The sequence below is a fragment of the Pantoea sp. Sc1 genome, assembly GCF_000255315.1.
GTDB lineage: Bacteria > Pseudomonadota > Gammaproteobacteria > Enterobacterales > Enterobacteriaceae > Pantoea > Pantoea anthophila.
On the sequence record NZ_AJFP01000001.1, the window covers coordinates 2,991,539 to 3,008,825 of the forward strand.

General features: G+C 55.9%; 18 protein-coding genes. 8 read left to right on the top strand and 10 right to left on the bottom strand.

Annotation, left to right across the window (positions count from 1 at the left end; all coding sequences use genetic code 11):
• Positions 1 to 78 precede the first annotated feature (78 nt).
• The 4 genes from dacA to lipA all read left to right on the top strand — a co-directional run bounded on the left by dacA (position 79) and on the right by lipA (position 3,526).
• Positions 79 to 1,290 (top strand): D-alanyl-D-alanine carboxypeptidase DacA, encoded by a 1,212-nt coding sequence (gene dacA, locus S7A_RS13895; RefSeq protein ID WP_009091510.1) that lies wholly within the window; start codon positions 79 to 81, stop codon positions 1,288 to 1,290.
• A 100-nt stretch (positions 1,291 to 1,390) separates the two neighbouring features.
• A complete protein-coding gene (ybeD, locus tag S7A_RS13900; protein ID WP_009091513.1) occupies positions 1,391 to 1,654 on the top strand; it encodes a DUF493 family protein YbeD in 264 nt (87 codons plus the stop codon).
• Positions 1,655 to 1,731: 77 nt separating this feature from the next.
• Entirely contained in the window at positions 1,732 to 2,391 is a 660-nt protein-coding gene (lipB, locus tag S7A_RS13905; protein ID WP_009091515.1) for a lipoyl(octanoyl) transferase LipB, read from the top strand.
• Positions 2,392 to 2,560: 169 nt separating this feature from the next.
• On the top strand, positions 2,561 to 3,526 hold the full coding sequence (lipA, locus tag S7A_RS13910; protein ID WP_009091517.1) for a lipoyl synthase: 966 nt from the start codon (positions 2,561 to 2,563) through the stop codon (positions 3,524 to 3,526).
• Positions 3,527 to 3,633: 107 nt separating this feature from the next.
• Here the strand turns inward: lipA and tatE are convergent, their stop codons facing one another.
• From tatE to cspE, 4 genes are all read right to left on the bottom strand, one after another.
• Complete coding sequence (tatE, locus tag S7A_RS13915; RefSeq protein ID WP_009091518.1) at positions 3,634 to 3,837, bottom strand: twin-arginine translocase subunit TatE; 204 nt, start codon at positions 3,835 to 3,837, stop codon at positions 3,634 to 3,636.
• Between the two features lie 136 nt (positions 3,838 to 3,973).
• Entirely contained in the window at positions 3,974 to 4,768 is a 795-nt protein-coding gene (locus S7A_RS13920; RefSeq protein WP_009091520.1) for a deaminated glutathione amidase, read from the bottom strand.
• 307 nt (positions 4,769 to 5,075) lie between these two features.
• Positions 5,076 to 5,504: a GNAT family N-acetyltransferase gene (locus tag S7A_RS13925; protein ID WP_009091522.1), complete on the bottom strand. Its 429-nt coding sequence runs from the start codon at positions 5,502 to 5,504 to the stop codon at positions 5,076 to 5,078.
• Between the two features lie 228 nt (positions 5,505 to 5,732).
• Positions 5,733 to 5,942 carry a transcription antiterminator/RNA stability regulator CspE gene (gene cspE / locus S7A_RS13930; protein WP_006118399.1) on the bottom strand — a complete coding sequence of 70 codons (210 nt, stop codon included), beginning with the start codon at positions 5,940 to 5,942 and terminating at the stop codon, positions 5,733 to 5,735.
• Between the two features lie 1,303 nt (positions 5,943 to 7,245).
• On the opposite strand from cspE, the gene S7A_RS13935 reads away from it, so the two are divergent.
• On the top strand, positions 7,246 to 7,491 hold the full coding sequence (locus S7A_RS13935; protein ID WP_009091526.1) for a hypothetical protein: 246 nt from the start codon (positions 7,246 to 7,248) through the stop codon (positions 7,489 to 7,491).
• Between the two features lie 119 nt (positions 7,492 to 7,610).
• On the opposite strand, the gene gntT is transcribed toward S7A_RS13935, so the two are convergent.
• Positions 7,611 to 8,927 carry a gluconate transporter gene (gntT, locus tag S7A_RS13940; RefSeq protein WP_009091528.1) on the bottom strand — a complete coding sequence of 439 codons (1,317 nt, stop codon included), beginning with the start codon at positions 8,925 to 8,927 and terminating at the stop codon, positions 7,611 to 7,613.
• A gap of 290 nt (positions 8,928 to 9,217) precedes the next feature.
• Between gntT and S7A_RS13945 the strand changes: the two genes are divergently transcribed.
• A complete protein-coding gene (locus tag S7A_RS13945; protein ID WP_033736587.1) occupies positions 9,218 to 10,366 on the top strand; it encodes an iron-containing alcohol dehydrogenase in 1,149 nt (382 codons plus the stop codon).
• A 54-nt stretch (positions 10,367 to 10,420) separates the two neighbouring features.
• Here S7A_RS13945 and S7A_RS13950 read toward each other — a convergent pair whose 3' ends face one another.
• The 4 genes from S7A_RS13950 to S7A_RS13965 form a co-directional block, all read right to left on the bottom strand.
• Positions 10,421 to 11,257: a Cof-type HAD-IIB family hydrolase gene (locus S7A_RS13950; RefSeq protein WP_009091531.1), complete on the bottom strand. Its 837-nt coding sequence runs from the start codon at positions 11,255 to 11,257 to the stop codon at positions 10,421 to 10,423.
• 102 nt (positions 11,258 to 11,359) lie between these two features.
• Positions 11,360 to 11,851, bottom strand: a complete 492-nt coding sequence (locus tag S7A_RS13955) for an RcnB family protein (protein ID WP_009091532.1) — start codon at positions 11,849 to 11,851, stop codon at positions 11,360 to 11,362.
• A 247-nt stretch (positions 11,852 to 12,098) separates the two neighbouring features.
• Positions 12,099 to 13,196: an ABC transporter substrate-binding protein gene (locus S7A_RS13960; RefSeq protein ID WP_009091533.1), complete on the bottom strand. Its 1,098-nt coding sequence runs from the start codon at positions 13,194 to 13,196 to the stop codon at positions 12,099 to 12,101.
• 199 nt (positions 13,197 to 13,395) lie between these two features.
• Positions 13,396 to 14,682 (bottom strand): HAAAP family serine/threonine permease, encoded by a 1,287-nt coding sequence (locus tag S7A_RS13965; RefSeq protein ID WP_009091534.1) that lies wholly within the window; start codon positions 14,680 to 14,682, stop codon positions 13,396 to 13,398.
• A 364-nt stretch (positions 14,683 to 15,046) separates the two neighbouring features.
• On the opposite strand from S7A_RS13965, the gene S7A_RS13970 reads away from it, so the two are divergent.
• Positions 15,047 to 15,637, top strand: coding sequence for a hypothetical protein (locus S7A_RS13970; RefSeq protein ID WP_009091535.1), 591 nt, complete (start codon positions 15,047 to 15,049; stop codon positions 15,635 to 15,637).
• Positions 15,638 to 15,786: 149 nt separating this feature from the next.
• The gene (locus S7A_RS13975) at positions 15,787 to 16,980 is read left to right on the top strand and encodes a zinc-dependent alcohol dehydrogenase (RefSeq protein ID WP_009091536.1); all 1,194 of its coding nucleotides are present in this window, start codon (positions 15,787 to 15,789) and stop codon (positions 16,978 to 16,980) included.
• Positions 16,981 to 17,049: 69 nt separating this feature from the next.
• On the opposite strand, the gene S7A_RS20895 is transcribed toward S7A_RS13975, so the two are convergent.
• Positions 17,050 to 17,256 carry a hypothetical protein gene (locus S7A_RS20895; protein WP_009091537.1) on the bottom strand — a complete coding sequence of 69 codons (207 nt, stop codon included), beginning with the start codon at positions 17,254 to 17,256 and terminating at the stop codon, positions 17,050 to 17,052.
• Between the last annotated feature and the right edge of the window lie 31 nt (positions 17,257 to 17,287).

Here is a 17,287-nt window from a genome sequence, read left to right on the forward strand (position 1 = left end):
CCATGCCAGCGCCCCTGGCATTGGGTATGATAAGTGACTTTTTTAAACCTCAAACTCACGGATGTTGTAGTCCTACACATGAACACGCTGAAATCCTCTCGTTTGCTGAAACGCCTGACAGTGGGATCACTGATCGCTTTCTCCCTCAGCCATGCTGCTATCGCTGATGACGTCAATCTCAAGACCATGATTCCGGGCGTACCGGACATTGATGCCGAAGCGTATGTCCTTATCGACTACAACTCGGGCAAAGTGCTGGCGGAGAAAAATGCCGATGCACGCCGCGATCCTGCCAGTCTGACCAAGATGATGACCAGCTACGTCATCGGTCAGGCCGTGAAAGCCGGTAAAATTCATCAGGACGATATGGTCACCATCGGTCAGGATGCCTGGGCCACCGGTAACCCGGTGTTTAAAGGCTCCTCGCTGATGTTCCTGAAGCCAGGCGACCGCGTACCGGTTTCTCAGCTGACCCGTGGGATTGTGCTGCAGTCCGGTAACGACGCCTGTGTAGCGATGGCTGACTATGTTGCCGGCAGCCAGGACGCGTTCGTTAATCTGATGAACAACTACGTCAAAGCGCTTGGCCTGCAGAATACCCACTTCGGCACTGTGCATGGTCTGGACGCTGAAGGTCAGTACAGCTCCGCACGCGACATGGCGCTGATCGGTCAGGCGCTGATCCGCGATGTGCCGGAAGAGTACGCCATCTATAAAGAGAAAGAGTTTACCTTCAACAATATCCGTCAGATGAACCGTAACGGTCTGCTGTGGGATACCAACCTGAATGTGGATGGGATCAAAACCGGTCACACCAATTCGGCAGGTTTTAACCTGGTGGCATCAGCGACAGAAGGCCAGATGCGCCTGATTTCTGCCGTCATGGGCGGGCACACCTTTAAAGGCCGTGAAACGGAGAGCAAGAAACTGCTGACCTGGGGCTTCCGTTTCTTTGAAACCGTCGCGCCGCTGAAAGCAGGTAAAGAGTTCGCCTCTGAGCCGGTCTGGTTCGGCGATAATGACCGCGTGCAGCTGGGTGTGGAAAAAGATGCCTACCTGACCATTCCACGTGGCCGCATGAAAGATCTGAAGGCAAGCTATGTGCTGAACAACACAGAACTGCATGCCCCGCTGAAGAAAAACCAGGTCGTCGGCAGCATCAACTTCCAGCTGGATGGCAAAACCATCGAACAGCGTCCGCTGGTGGTACTGAATGAAATTTCCGAAGGCGGTTTCTTTGGCCGTATCGTTGATTACATCAAGCTGATGTTCCATCACTGGTTCGGTTAAGCGTGACGGGTGATTGAAAAATCACCCTTCCGCCCCCATTACACGATATTATGATGCTCCCGCTCAGGCGGGAGCCTGTTTTTTATGCACCGGAGTTAATATGAAAACCAAACTGAATGAGCTGCTCGAATTTCCTACCCCGTTTACCTACAAAGTAATGGGTCTGGCGCAACCGGAGCTGGTTGATCAAGTGGTTGAAGTGGTGCAACGTCATGCGCCCGGCGACTACAGTCCTGAAGTTAAGCCGAGCAGCAAAGGTAACTATCACTCGGTTAACATCACCATCAACGCGACCCACATCGAACAGGTTGAGCGCCTGTACGAAGAGCTGGGCAAGATCGAAATTGTCCGGATGGTGCTGTAATTTACGGGTCGGCAAGGCGCCTGTGCCTGACGGTTTGCCGACATTATCCAGCGATTCTTCTTTAGCGGATTCTCGTTTTGTCAGTTGAAACCCTTCTCGTCCGTCAGTCCGGTCTGCGCGACTGGCAATCTGTCTCCGATGCCATGCACCACTACACCGACCAGCGCGATGAACAGAGTCGCGACGAAATCTGGCTGGTTGAACATCCGCCGGTCTTTACCCAGGGTCAGGCAGGAAAAGCGGAACATCTGCTGATGCCGGGAGAGATTCCGGTGGTGCAGAGCGACCGCGGTGGCCAGGTGACCTATCACGGTCCGGGACAGCAGGTGATGTATGTCCTGATCGATGTCAAACGCCGTAAGCTTGGCGTCCGCCAGCTGGTTACGATTCTGGAAGAGACGGTGATTGCCACCCTGGCGGAATCTGGCGTCAGCGCCCGCGCGCGTGCCGATGCCCCTGGCGTCTACGTGGGTGAAGAAAAGATCTGCTCACTGGGATTACGCATCCGCAAAGGCTGCTCGTTTCACGGTCTGGCGCTGAATGTAGCGATGGATCTCTCCCCCTTTCTGCGGATTAACCCCTGCGGCTACGCCGGCATGAGCATGACCCAGTTAAGTCATTTCCGGCCGGGCGTTACGACAGAACAGGTTCGTTCGCCGCTGGTCAGCGCGTTTGCGCGGCTGGCCGGTTACGACCATGTTGAGTGGACCATGGATGATCTGCCGGTTCAGCCTTAGCGCTGAATGCGAATTTACAAATATGTAACTTTTCCGCGCTGACGGTGGCTGCTTCCCAGGCCCTGAGATGATATAATTTTTGCACTTTTTTCAAATAAAGTTGAAAGCACCCTTCCCGGTTTGAATGGGAACGCTTTCAAATCGCAATCCGACCGGAACCTGCTGATTTATGAGTAAACCAATTCAGATGGAACGCGGCGTCAAATATCGTGACGCAGACAAAATGGCGCTGATCCCGGTGAAAACCGTGGCTGTTGAACGGCAGGAGATGTTGCGTAAGCCGGAATGGATGAAAATCAAGCTGCCAGCTGACTCCAGTCGTATTCAGGGCATCAAAGCGGCGATGCGTAAAAACGGGCTGCACTCGGTCTGTGAAGAGGCCTCCTGCCCTAACCTCGCCGAATGCTTTAACCACGGCACCGCCACCTTTATGATCCTGGGCGCAATCTGTACCCGCCGCTGTCCGTTCTGCGATGTGGCCCATGGGCGTCCCAACGCGCCTGATGCCGGTGAGCCCGCAAAGCTGGCGCAGACCATCGCCGACATGGGACTGCGTTACGTCGTGATCACCTCGGTTGACCGTGACGATTTGCGTGACGGTGGCGCTCAGCATTTTGCCGACTGCATCAGCGCGATTCGCGAAAAAAATCCGACGATCAAAATTGAAACGCTGGTGCCGGACTTCCGCGGTCGTATGGATCGCGCGCTGGAGATCCTCACCGCGACGCCACCGGATGTGTTCAACCACAACCTGGAAAACGTACCGCGCGTCTATCGTCAGGTTCGTCCCGGCGCTAACTACGAGTGGTCGCTGAAACTGCTGGAGCGTTTCAAAGAAGCGCACCCGGATGTCCCGACCAAATCAGGTCTGATGGTGGGTCTGGGCGAAACGAATGCCGAAATCATTGAAGTGATGCGCGATCTGCGTCGCCATGGCGTCACCATGCTGACGCTGGGTCAGTATCTGCAGCCGAGCCGTCACCATCTGCCGGTTCAGCGTTACGTCAGCCCGGCCGAATTTGATGAGATGAAAGAAGAAGCGATGGCGATGGGCTTCACGCATGCGGCATGTGGTCCGTTTGTCCGCTCTTCCTATCATGCCGATATGCAGGCGAAAGGGATGGAAGTGAAGTAATTCCCGTTTTGCTGCTGCATAAAAACAAAAAACCAGACTGCTGACAGTCTGGTTTTTTTATGTGTGCCTGAAATAAAAAGTAACAGTTATTTGCTGCAAATAACCGATTAATCTTTATGAACGACGCGTTCTGCAGGCACGTCTTCAGCCGTATTTCGGGTTGCACTGGTATCTTCATCTTTCATGGCTTTCTTGAAGCCCTTGATTGCGGAGCCCAGATCGCCACCCAGCGAGCGCAACTTGTTGGTACCAAAAAGCAGTACGATAAGCGCACCGATAATCAGCAGCTTGGCAATACTGATACCTTCCATATTTAACCTTTCAACTTTATCGAATAACGGTGACTGTTATTTACGCGCAGATTGCCTGTCACCACAAGCAGAATCTGTAACAGAGTAAGATCTGACACTCCTGCCGTCAGCGTATCCGCCTCAGGCTCTGTTTGTTTCACTCTCCGTCGAGTTCAGGCCGGGCAAAACGCCGGTTCTCCAGCACCGGCAGAACCTGACGGGCATAGGCAAGACGTTCGGGATCGAGGTCGGCAAACAGCAGTGCGGGCGCTTCCGCCGCGTTTGCTACCGCGACCCCCATCGGGTCCACCACCAGACTGTTGCCGATATTCCGTGGACCACACTCGCCCGCCGCCACCATATAGCAGGTGTTTTCCAGCGCACGGGCGCGGGTCAGCAGTTCCCAGTGCATCTCTTTCAGCGGGCCTTTCACCCAGGCGGCAGGCAGCACCAGGACGTCGGCACCGTCCAGCGCCAGCCGCCGCGCCATCTCCGGAAACCGCACGTCATAGCAGGTCATTAAGCCCACCTTCATACCGGCCACCTCAATCAGCGGAGGAATGACCTGGCCGGGATTGACCCGCTGCGACTCCTGCATCGTGAAAGCATCATAGAGATGCAGTTTTTCATAGACGGCGATGATCTCACCCTGTCGGAAGGCAACCAGCACGTTAAGCGCTTTCTGCGCGCCGTCGGGAACATGCAGACAGAGGATCGTCGTCAGGGCACGCTCTTTGCTGGCTGCCAGCAGCTGGCTCAGGAAAGGGCCATCCAGCGGCTGCGCCGCTTTCAGCACGATATCGGGATCGGTAATATCCCGCGCCAGCACGCCTTCCGGCAGGACCAGCAGATCGGCTCCCCCTTCCGCCGCCCGCTGCATCAGATCCAGACAGACAGCGGCGTTTTCCTGCCATTCACGACCGACGGCAAACTGCCCCAGAGCCACTCTCATCATTGTTCTTCTCCTGCTGTCGCCATCAACAGCCTTCCGGCGACCCTGTCAGAGGGATTCCCTCAGGCTGCCCCTGTTCACTGCCCTCATTGATCAACGCCGCGGCACTCTGCTCTGCGGTCGGGCTGAGGGAGCATCGTAACCTGAACACACCGGAAAAGTCTGCCGGAGAGAGCCTGTCAGCTCAGGCGGGCGCCTGAAGGACGTGCGCAGGGCAACCGTTTCTGCTGCCTGTCTGGCGCGGAGAGAGCAGAAAGCACTGACCACCGGCCGCTCTCCTGCGGGAGGCTCACCCGCCGGATGAAAATTAACTCGCCAGGGATTTAATATGATAACGGGGTGATTCGGCAAAGCCTTCACGGCCGTAGAAGAGATTCGCTTTCAGGCGCGACTGGTGGCAATGCACCTCCATGCGATCGCAGCCACGACGCGCGGCCAGCGCCTCAGCATGCTGAAGCAGCTGCTGCCCCATCCCTTTGCTGCGCTCGCCTTCGGCAATGCAGAAGTAGCTGATGCGGGCAAAGTCACCGGCCAGCGCCAGCTGTGGAATGAAATGCAGGGAAAGAAACCCCAGCACCTGGTTATCCTGTTCCGCTACTAAGAGTGCTTCACTGGGATCGCTGCATAACTGCGCCAGGCGCTGCTCAATAAAACCTTCGGTGCCGCCGTAGCCTAATTCGCTGAGCAACGCACTCAGCGCAAAACTGTCTTTTAACTCTGCCTGCCGTATATTCATCCTGCCTCCTCACCCACCGGGATCTGTCACTCTGTTATAACGCGTTGCCCGCAAAAAAGCGGCACTTCAGCTTGTTATAAATATGTTACGAGGATTTATTGTGAAGCGTCGCGCAGTTTGTGCGGCAGACGAGCCAGCAGCGCAGGATAGACAGGAGAAGGTGACGCGCAGATGACAGGCATAAAAAAACCCGCCATCAGGCGGGTTTTTAGAATTCTGACTGTTAACTTACAGGCTGATAACGTTAGCAGCAGATGGGCCTTTAGCACCGTCGGTGATTTCAAACTCAACGCGCTGACCTTCAGCCAGAGTTTTGAAGCCGTTGCTCTGGATTGCAGAGAAGTGTACGAATACATCTTTGCTGCCATCTTCAGGAGTAATGAAACCGAATCCTTTAGATTCATTAAACCACTTAACGTTACCTTTGATCTTAGACATCTATATTACCTTTACATGAAAAATGGACACTAAACTGTGTCGGCATCTAGTACAGCAATTGCGGAGGGATTTGTCCAGCACGATTTGATGAAAAAGTGATAAATATCGACTTTCTGTGCATCCATCACACTTTCCTGCTTTCCGACTTGCGAAATCGGTTTCAGCAGCTAGCGAACGCCTTTCCTCTTCTTCGCGCTAACACGCTGGAAAGTCATGCCTTTTTTGAATTTCAACTTAACAGGCGCTGTGGCTGAAAAAGAAAAATCTTATTGAGACGCGTTCCTGTTCTTTCTGACGATATGGCGCGTAAAAACGCCCTTTTTTTTCTCTGCCGGGTCAGCCAGGCGTCTGACGCTGGTGCAATTTTCAGGCGGCTGAAAGCTATAACAGGATAAAAAATCACTTATTGCAAAAAAATTGCGATTAGTTCACCGCCAGTTCGCCTTTCTTTCCGACAAAATTGAGCCTGCCGTGCCGTTTATCCGCGCCAGGACAGGCCATCTGCGGGCGTTTTAGCCAATAGATGACAATCTTTGATCATGATCAATGAAGTGGTTTTTACAGGCCGGATTCGCATTTGGCAGCAAACATTCATGCTCATAAGACACTACTTTTCTCATCGCAGTCCGGAATAATATTGCATAGCAATAGATTAAGTCTGCTTAACCGGTCAGGGAACGCGATCAGCACAGTGTCAGTCCAAAGGAGGTCATACGCAGGATGGTGATGAAAATACGCTGTAGTCAGTGTGGAAGCGCCCGGTTCGTTTTTGCTGATTACAAAGAGGGCCAGCGCACCTTTCATGGTGCCTGTTGCGCATGCTGTCGAAAACAGCTGGGCTCGCGGGATCTACTGCCGAATACGCCAATGGACCCGATTACACAGTGTCTGTTGGCCAGCCAGAAAACGTTTCGGGCACCTGATTAGGTGCCCGCTGTCGCAGAATCTTTAACAGAAATCAGAAAATCAGTTTGAACACCCCTGTCAGGGTCAGTAAGCCCACGATAAAAATGATCGCGATAATCCACAGAATAATTTTCATTTCCTTTTCCCTCGCTGGTTAAACAGGTTTCCTGTAAGCAGTATAGTCAGAAAACCAGGCTCTGCCGCTTCACTAAGTCGTTAACCGGTTACAGGTTCATCAACTTTTGCTTTTATTTGCATTCTGAGAGTGCGATCGCAACCCCGTCTTTTACCCGCCCTCTTTCTTCGTTTTACAGACGACTCCTGGCTAAAATTCAGGCGGCAAGGCAGATCTCAATCTCAATAGTGAGGAGATTGACATGAGTTGTGAGGAGATCGTATGAGCACGATTAATACCAGTATGGGCCGCTACAGCCTTAAGGCTAAAAACAGCGGTAACCACATTAAAGGTTCTTTCGCCATCAACGATGAGGGTGGCACTCAGCTCACGATGCAGGAGTTTGAAGAGCACTACCTTGATGATGTGGTGAATAATGTCATCTATCCCGTCACTGGCGGCAACCGCGAAATTGCGCGTGCGCTTCGGGAACAGATGGTGAAAGCCGGTTTTGAAGCGCCTCATTAAGCGGGCAGCGTTAACTGTTATCACCCATGGGCCGCATAGCGCGGCCCTCTTTATGAGCACCATCCTCTTCAGAGAGCCAGCAGAGGGCCGCTGGCAGGCGGTGTGCCAGCGGCAGGGGATCAGATTACCCAGGAGAGCAGCAGACAGCCCACCAGGCCGCACACGGAGATAATGGTTTCCAGCGCCGACCAGGAGCGAATGGTCTCACCTATCGTCAGGTTGAAATACTCCTTGAACAGCCAGAAGCCAGGGTCGTTAACGTGAGAGAAGATGACGCTGCCGGACCCTACGGCGATCACCATCAGTTCCGGGCTGGCACCACTGGTGACAATCAGCGGGGCCACAATGCCACCTGCGGTAATCGCCGCCACCGTTGCCGAACCCAGCGCGATACGCAGCACCGCCGCAATAGACCAGGCCATAAAGATGGGTGACAGCTGAGTCGAGTGCATCATGCTGGCGATATATTTATCCACGCCGCTGTCGACCAGTACCTGCTTAAAGGCCCCGCCGCCACCGATGATCAGCAACATCATAGCGATGATTTTGATCGAGTCGGTCAGGGTATCCATTACCTGTTCCATTGAGCGGCCGCGGTTGAGGCCAAACGTGAAGATGGCAATCAGTACGGCAATCAGGGTGGCCATGACCGGGTCGCCAAAGAACTCAGCATACGGCAGCAGCACATGCCCTTTTGGCAACAGCATCTCTGCCACCGCACGCAGGGCCATCAGCACCACCGGCACCAGGGCCGTCCAGACGCTGACCCCAAAGCTGGGCATTTCTGCTTCGGTGAACGTTTTCGGGTTATAGAGTCCCTGCGGAATCGGTTTGTCGATGCCCTTCAGGAAGCGGGCGTAAACCGGGCCCGCCAGAATCACCGTAGGAATACCCAGCAGGGTGCCAAACAGCAGCGTTTTGCCCATGTCAGCATTGAACAGCGTGGCGATGGCGGTCGGGCCGGGATGCGGTGGCAGAAAGCCATGCGTAACGGACAGTGCAGCCGCCATCGGCACGCCGACATAGAGCAGCGGCACGCGCGCCGACGCCGCCACGCTGAACACCAGCGGCAGCATCAGCACAAAGCCAACTTCATAGAACAGTGCAAATCCGACGATAAAACCGGTCAGCACCAGCGCCCACTGAATGTGCTTTGTGCCAAATTTTTCGATCAGCGTGGTCGCGATACGCTGCGCACCGCCGCAGTCGGCCAGCAGTTTACCCAGCATGGCACCAAAGCCCATGATCAGCGCCAGGCTGCCGAGCGTGCCGCCGACACCCGCTTTGATAGACGTAATCACTTTATTAACCGGCATGCCCTGCATCACGCCGACAGCCAGCGCCACCAGGATCAGCGCGATAAATCCATTAAGCTTAAAGCGAATCATCAGCAGCAGCAGTAACGCGACGCCGATCGCCACATAGAGTAATGGCATAGGTTTTCTCCACCTTGCGCACTGAATGGAATCCAGTGTCGGTTGTTATCATGGTCCCCTAAGGGCTGCAAAACAGTGCGCCTGTAAGAATTTTATACATCCGGACAAACGCTGTTACCGATAACATGTTAAGGGTAACATCCGCAGTAAAGCACCACCCCGCCGGGGTGAATTTCTGTTTTGCGAAGATGATCAACTTTTTACCGGGACGTTATCAGAAAGTTTGCCAGTGCCGGCGGCGCGCTTTTCGTTACACTCAGATTTTAGTGAAATGTAAAAAGGATGCGCTGGTGAGTGTGAACCTGAGTGAGCTGTACAGTAATCAACGAACCCTCTTTGGCCGCGGCAGCCTCGATAAACTGGTGCCGCTGCTGGCCGCCCGGTCACAGCCTACTTTGCTGTTTTGCGGGCAATCCTTTCTGCAGGGCGCGGCGTATGAGCGGATTAAAGCTGACCTGAACGCGCAGATTATCGGCTATGAAATTGTCAGCCATGAAGCCTCTCCTGCTGAGATTGATGGCTGGGTGGCACGCTGGCGGGGTCATGTGGATCGGGTGGTGGCCATCGGCGGGGGCAGCGTGCTGGATGCGGCTAAAGCGTTCAGCGCGATGATGCAACATCCATTGCCGACGGCCCGCTATCTGGAAAAGGTGGGCGACAGCGCGGTTCAGCCAGTCACGTTACCGCTGATTGCTATTCCGACGACGGCCGGGACCGGCAGTGAAGTGACGCAGAATGCGGTGGTGACCGACCAGCGCGATATTCAGATCAAAGCCTCACTGCGCCACCCGGTTTTTGTCCCGGAAGTGGCTATTCTCGATCCCGATCTGCTGAAGGGGGCACCTGATCACGTGCTGGCGACCTGCGGGATCGATGCCTTTACCCACCTGTTTGAAGCCTACCTCTCCGCGAAAGGTAATCTTTTCACTCAACAGCTGGCCGTGACCGGCCTGCGTCAGTTTATTCAGGCCTGGCCGGCGCTGAACAGTGAAGAGAGTGCGGGCGATGCGGCAAGAGAGTCGATGATGATGGCATCGTGGCTGGGGGGTGTTGCGCTGAGCAGCGCCGGTCTGGGGGTCATCCACGGTATTGCAGGCGAACTGGGCGCGATAAAACCATTTCACCACGGTGAAGTGTGCGGACGGCTGTTGTTCCCTTTCCTGGATCTGCTGGCCGACAGCGGTCATCCGCTGCAGCAGACACTGATGTCAGCGTTACATGGGCAGCTTTTCAGTGAAGCCACCGACTCACCCGCGCAGTTCCTCAAAACGTGGCTGCAGCAGCAGGCGATTCTGCCGTTCTGGCAGGGGGGTCCCACGCTGACGGGCGAAGAGGTGAAGTGGATTCTGGCGCGCGCCAACAGCAAAAATTCGCTGGTGAATTACAGCCGCGAACAGATGGAGACGATGATCGCCCAGGCCTGGCGCATCACGGCGTGAAGCGAGGCGGGCCAGATGACCCGCCTCTGCCCTGGTGAAAACCGCGTCTGTCCGTTACGCGGGCAGATTTGCGAATGGCCCCTCACCGGCCAGCATCTGCTCAATCACCTGCAGCACGCCCTCTTCGTTATTAGCAGGGGCAGCATAGCGTGCTGCCTGCTTCACCCGCTGTGGCGCGTTGGCCATGGCAAAACTGAAACCAGACTGCTTAAGCATCTCCAGATCGTTGCCGCCATCACCAAACGCCAGCACCTGGTCGTGTGTGATGCCCCAGCGCGTGGCGAGCAGATCCAGGCCGTGCGCTTTATGGTTGCCCGGCACAATCAGGTCAACGGAGCCGTGTCCGCTTGAGGTTGCGGCCACACGACCATGATGCAGCCGTTCGATATCCGCCATCAGCGGCTCGATAGCGTCGTCAGAGAGATTGAGTGCGAACTTGAACAACCGATCATGCTGCACCTCATCCAGATGCTGAATCGGCTTCAGGCGATGACAGTAGTGACGCATCTTTTTCAGCCAGCTCTCTTCCATGCCGTCAAAGTAGTACGCACTTTCGCGTCCACACAGCAGATAACGCAGGCCGGGATAGTTGCCGTTTTGCAGGGTGTTGATGACCGCTTCGACATCGCGGCGGTCAAAGGCGCCGCAGAACAGCTCCTCATCACGGTCGATAATCCATGCGCCGTTTTCCGCCACAAAGGCGATATCGCTGGAGACCTCCGGAAAAAAGGATTTGAGCTGGTAGTACTGATTACCGCTGGCCACGACAAATTTGATGTCGCGGGCGGTGAGTTGCTGGTAGCAGGCGAGAAACCGGGATCGATTGTACTGCTTGTTGTCGTCCAGAAAAGTGCCATCCATATCAACCGCAACCATCTTAACCGTCGTCATCATGACTCCTTACACAGGGAGAATGTCAGTGTGGAGTCTCAGGATAGACGCTGGCGGCGCAAAACGGAAAGAAAGCGGGATGGCCGCCGCCATCCCGTGGGATCAATTCAGTGCGTTGTTCATCAGCAGTGAGGTAATAATGCCGGTTGCCGCCGCAATCAGCACATAGTTGCCGTTGATGTCTGCCCAGTGTTCCCCCTGCGGAGGTTCAGGCAGTCCGCGCGCATCCCAGTCGTCAACGCGGTAACGGTCGTCACAATAGGCTCGCGGGATCGCATGGCCACGGCGAAACTCATGTCCCTGCCAGGCGAATGCGTCGCGCGGCTCATATCGCCCTCTGTCGTGACGGAAGCGCTCGTCATCATGACGCGCATGTTCAATCTCATGGCGTTCCCGCTCCTCATGACGATGGCGGTCGTCGCGGTCACGATCCGGATGCGGGCCGGGCCCCCACGCATCCGGGCCAGGGCCATCATTCTGATGCGGCACCGGCGGGCGGTGCGGATCGCCGCGATCGTCTGCCAGCGTGGTCTGAGAAAAGAGCGTGCTGCATGTCAAAAGTGAAGCGATAAGCGTTAATGTTGTTTTTTTCATGGTACTGCCTCCGAAAATAACGGCTGTCAGGCACCGTTGATCGGCATCATGGCAATAATCCTGTATGGCAACATCTGTATAATTCTTAAAAACCGCCAATTTACAGACCATTACGCGTAATTATCACTTTCTTAACACTGCAGACCGCCCTGCCCGCGGTCTGACCGGCGCATCAGACAAAACGCCGATCATCGCTGCCAGCGAAAACGTGTGTCAGGGTACGAAACCGCACCCTGACAGGGGCCGGTTATGGCGTACTGAGGATCACGGGCGCGTCAGGTAACCCCGTAAAGTGCGTCACGATGTGGTGGTAATCCGCCGTGGGGTCGAGGTCACGGAACTGTTGCGGATAGAGATCTTTCGCCAGAATTTCCATCCCGATAATGTTGTAGGGATGATTGTAGAAGTGATGGTAAACGCCATAGACGCGCTGCTCTCTGACCGGGGCGATCTGCGCCAGCCCCGTGCGGCTCTGTAAGCGCTTAAAGGTCGCGGTTACCTCGGCCTGATTCGCGCCATAACCAAACGGCAGCACATTGCTGTTCGGCCGCTTTGAGCCGGTCATGATGTAGACATCCGGCTTCATGGCGATGATCTTCTCCAGCGAAACAAAGCCGGAACTGCCGGGCAGCAGTGCAGAGCCAATATTTTTGCCGCCGACCGCCTCCACCAGCGCGCCCCAGCCGTTGTGTCCGTGGGTAAAGCAACAGTTGTCGCTGTTACCGGCAATCGGCTCGACAAAAACCGTCGGCTTGTGCGGAACCTGGGCGATCTTCTCCTGAAGCGCCTGCCAGCGCTGCTGATAAAAATCGGCGTAGTCTTTTGCTTCAGCTTCACGGTTCAGCACCGTGCCGAGCACGCTCACGCTCTTGAGGGTGTTCTCTTTCGGATGCAGCTCATCATCGAGGAACAGTACCGGGATGTGCAGATTTTTCAGGGTGGCCAGCACGCCTGATTGTGTCAGCGCGGGTTTAGCACGCAGCTGCGCAATCATCAGATCGGGCTGCTTCGCCAGCACGCTCTCCAGGTTGACCTGGCCCTGATCGTTAAAGCCCATATCCACAATTGAGGTCGCCTGAGGCCAGCGCTGCTTCAGCAGATCCCAGGTCTGGGTGTCCTGCTTTTTCGGCAGATTGTTCCAGGCCACGACCCGCTGAAACGGATTCTGTCGATCCAGCAGTGCCAGCGTCATGACGTCGCGGCCATCCTGCAGAATCACATGCTGAGGCTCTTTCTGCAGCGTAATTTTCTGTCCATCCATATCGGTCACGGTGACCGGATAAGTGGTGGCCGCGCAGGCGGTCGACAGCAAAAGTGTGGTGGCAGCAGCCATCCCGATCTTCATGTTCATCCTGTCCTTTAAAGGAATAATAATTATTCGCGTTAACTCTACCATGTCACTCTGTAACAACTGTAACCATTGCTAACCAGATACTTCAGTCAGGCAGGAGTGAGGGGATGAGCCGGATTCGGACGCGCGGGAGGCATGTATGACAGGGGGAACGGCAGGTGCTTCCCGGAGGAGGCACCTGCCGTGGGCAGGATTACTTCACCAGCGAATAGAAAATAGCGGAGATGGCAATCACTCCGATCAGCACCACAAACAGGTTGCTGAGTTTTCCGCTGTACTGACGCATTGCCGGGACTTTCTGAATGGCGTACATCGGCATCAGGAACAGGATCATGGCAATGACCGGCCCGCCCAGCGTCTCAATCATGCCGAGAATATTCGGGTCCAGCGTTGCCACCAGCCAGGTCGTCAGCAGCATAAAGAGTGACGTCAGGCGATTCAGTCTGGCCGGCGCGATCGCTTTACCGCGACTGCGCAGCGCTTTATTAACCATGCCGTTGAACCCTTCGCGCGCGCCAAGGTAGTGACCCAGGAACGATTTGGTGATCGCCACCACCGCGATCAGCGGGCCCAGCCAGGCAATCATCGGCACCTGAAAGTGGTTCGCCAGATAGGAGAGAATCGTGATGTTCTGCGCCTTGGCCGCATGCAGATCCTCAGGCGACAGGCTCAGCACGCAGCTGAAGACAAAGAACATCACTGTCACCACCATCATCAGGTGTGAGCAGGCCAGAATGCGCGAGCACTTTTTCTCAGCGGCGTCGCCATACTCTTCGCGCTTCGCCAGCGCAAAGGAGGAGATAATGGGAGAGTGGTTAAAGGAGAAGACCATCACCGGGATCGCCAGCCACAGCGTCATCCACAGGCTGCTGCCTGCAGGCTGAACGGTCAGCGTGGAGAGCGCCGCGCCGTGCCAGTGCGGGATCAGATAGCAGGCCATCAGCATCAGCACCGCGACAAAGGGGTAGACCAGCACGCTCATCGCTTTGACAATCATCTTCTCGCCAAAGCGCACAATGGTCATCAGCCCGACAATCAGCAGCAGCGACAGCAGCGCACGCGGCGGCGGCACCAGCCCCAGCTGATTCACCATCAGGCTCTCGACCGTATTGGTAATCGCAACGCTGTACATCAGCAGAATCGGGTAGATGGCGAAGAAATAGAGCAGCGTAATCAGCTTGCCCGCCCCGACGCCGAAATGCTCCTCAACAACCTCGGTGATATCACCGGCCGGGTTTTTGCCGGAGAGGACAAAGCGGGTCAGCGCGCGGTGCGCATAAAAGGTCAGTGGAAACGCCAGTATTGCCATAATGATCAGCGGGATGAGGCCGCCGACGCCCGCATTAATCGGCAGGAACAGGACGCCCGCGCCAATCGCAGTGCCGTATAAACCCAGCATCCACATGGTGTCGGTTTTACGCCATCCCGTATCGACGTCACTTTCAAGCGCGCCCAGCGTGCCAGTTTGCGTGGTTTTCATCAGATATTCCGTGTTAAAAGCGCCAGTACCCTGGACCGCTGAAAGAGGTGTCGTCCCCTGCTTTCCGGCCCGGTCGCAGCGGAACCTGCGCGCGTGATGCTGCCAACGCACATGCACAGGTAATCGTTTGCGTGCGCCACTTTTTACACTACCTGACGATAAAAGTTCAAGCCGCACCGATAAACGCGCACAGATTGCTGAAATAACCGTCAGGTTGTGCAGAGTGACTGCGGGGCAGATCATGCCATCTTTAAGGCCGCTTTACCGCACTAAAAAAGGTGATCCCTGTAACGATTAAGCGTAACGGACTACGCTTTAACTCTGACGGGTCGCGAAGGTGGCGACGCAAACACGGGAGAAGAGAATGAAAATTGCCTGTCTGGGCTGGGGATCGTTAATCTGGAAAACCGGCGCGCTGCCGGTCGCCAGTGAGTGGCATCATGATGGTCCCGCCGTACCGGTGGAATTTGTGCGCATCAGTGATGGCGGTGAGCTCTCCACGGCGATCTGTCTGAATGCCAGTCCGGTGCCGGTGTGCTGGGCCTGGCTGAATACCGCTTCACTGGAGCGGGCCTGCCAGGCGCTGCGGCTTCGTGAGGCCATTCCGGACAACCGCGTCGATGGCGTCGGGATGACCACGGTGACAGATAACGCCACAGGCCCGCTGGCGGCGTGGGCGCAGGCCAGAGGGATTGAAGGTCTCATCTGGACTGATTTGCCCGCCCGCATGGCCGGTGTCGAAGGCCAGATACCGACGCTGGGTCAGGCGCGGCACTATCTGCAGCAGCTGAGCGGTGAAACGCGGGAACACGCTTTCCGCTACATTGAACAGGTGCCGGCGCAAATCGACACGGCTTATCGTCGCGCCTTTGCCGATCTGATGCGGTGGCAGCCCGATGCGCCTCTTGTCACGGTTGCTGACACCCGGACACCCCCTCCCTGCCAGCCCGGCTGAGACGGGGCTTTCTCCTGCACCGCTCTGCTTACTCTTCTGAGGGTGACTACACTTCACGCAGGTTGAGGCTCAGATATCGCAACACTTCCCCGCGAGTGGTCACGGCTCACGGTCTGACCGCCCTTCCCTTATCAGCAGGAGATGAACAGATGAAAGCATTAACCTACCACGGCCCGCATAAAGTCAGCGTGGATAACGTCCCCGATCCCGGCCTGGAAGCCGCAGATGACATTATTCTGCGTGTGACCGCCACGGCCATTTGTGGTTCAGACCTCCACCTCTATCGCGGCAAAATTCCCGGCACCGGCCATGGTGATATCTTTGGCCATGAGTTTATGGGCGAAGTGGTTGAGACAGGCAGTGCGGTCACGGCCGTCGCCAAAGGCGATCGGGTGGTCATCCCGTTCGTTATCGCCTGTGGCGACTGCTTTTTCTGCCTGCTTAATCAGTATGCCGCCTGTGAGAACACCAACAGCGGCCGGGGTGCCATCATGAACCGCAAAAATATTACTCCGCCGGCCGCGCTGTTTGGCTTCAGCAAACTTTACGGTGGTGTGCCCGGCGGACAGGCTGAGTATGTCCGGGTGCCTAAAGCCAACACTGGCCCGTTTAAAGTGCCGCCGGTGCTGTCGGATGAGAAAGTGCTGTTCCTCTCCGATATCCTGCCGACCGCCTGGCAGGCGGTAAAAAATGCCGAGGTCAGACCCGGTTCCAGCCTGGCTATTTTCGGTGCCGGGCCGGTGGGGCTGCTCAGCGCCGCCTGCGCCCGTCAGCAGGGGGCCGAACAGATCTACATGATCGACCACAACAGCTACCGCTTAAACTTTGCCCGTGAACGCTATGGCGTTATCCCGATTAACTTCGATGAAATTGATGACCCGGCAGGCTGGATCATCGAACAGAGCGCTGGCAATCGCGGGGTGGATGCGGTGATTGACGCCGTGGGCTTTGAGGCGAAAGGCAGCCTGACGGAAACCGTACTCAGCAACCTCAAACTGGAGGGCAGCAGCGGTAAAGCGTTGCGCCAGTGTATTGCGGCGGTGCGGCGTGGCGGTATCGTCAGCGTGCCGGGCGTTTATGCCGGTTTTATTCACGGCTTCCTGTTTGGTGACGCCTTCGACAAAGGACTGACCTTTAAGATGGGGCAGACCCACGTTCACGCCTATCTGCCTGACCTGCTTAAGCTGATTGAACAGGGCCACCTGACACCGGAAGAGATTGTGACCCATCATCTGCCGCTGGAGGATGCGGCCCGCGGCTACGATATTTTCAACAAACGGGAAGAGGAGTGCCGCAAGGTGATTCTGGTGCCTGGCCTGTCACCCACGCAGGCCACCCTGTAACCTGCGGGTCTGACGCGTTCAGATTCGGCTCTCTGGTGCCCCGGCAGCGTGCTCTGCCGGGGCGTTATCTTAAAACGGCCTGCGTTGCAGAGTGCTCCGCCCCTCCCGTCCCTCCAGCAGATGTTCATCCGGCGTATCCGCCGTATCCACCTGGCTCCCCTGTTCCAGCAGTCGCGCACTGCGTGAATGGGGATGACTTTCGCTAATCACCTGTTGTGAAAACGCGCCAAACGATAACAGTAAAAAAAGTAACCCACTGGCCAGCCTCACTTTCATACGCACACCTCTTTGATAACGGTGACGCTAT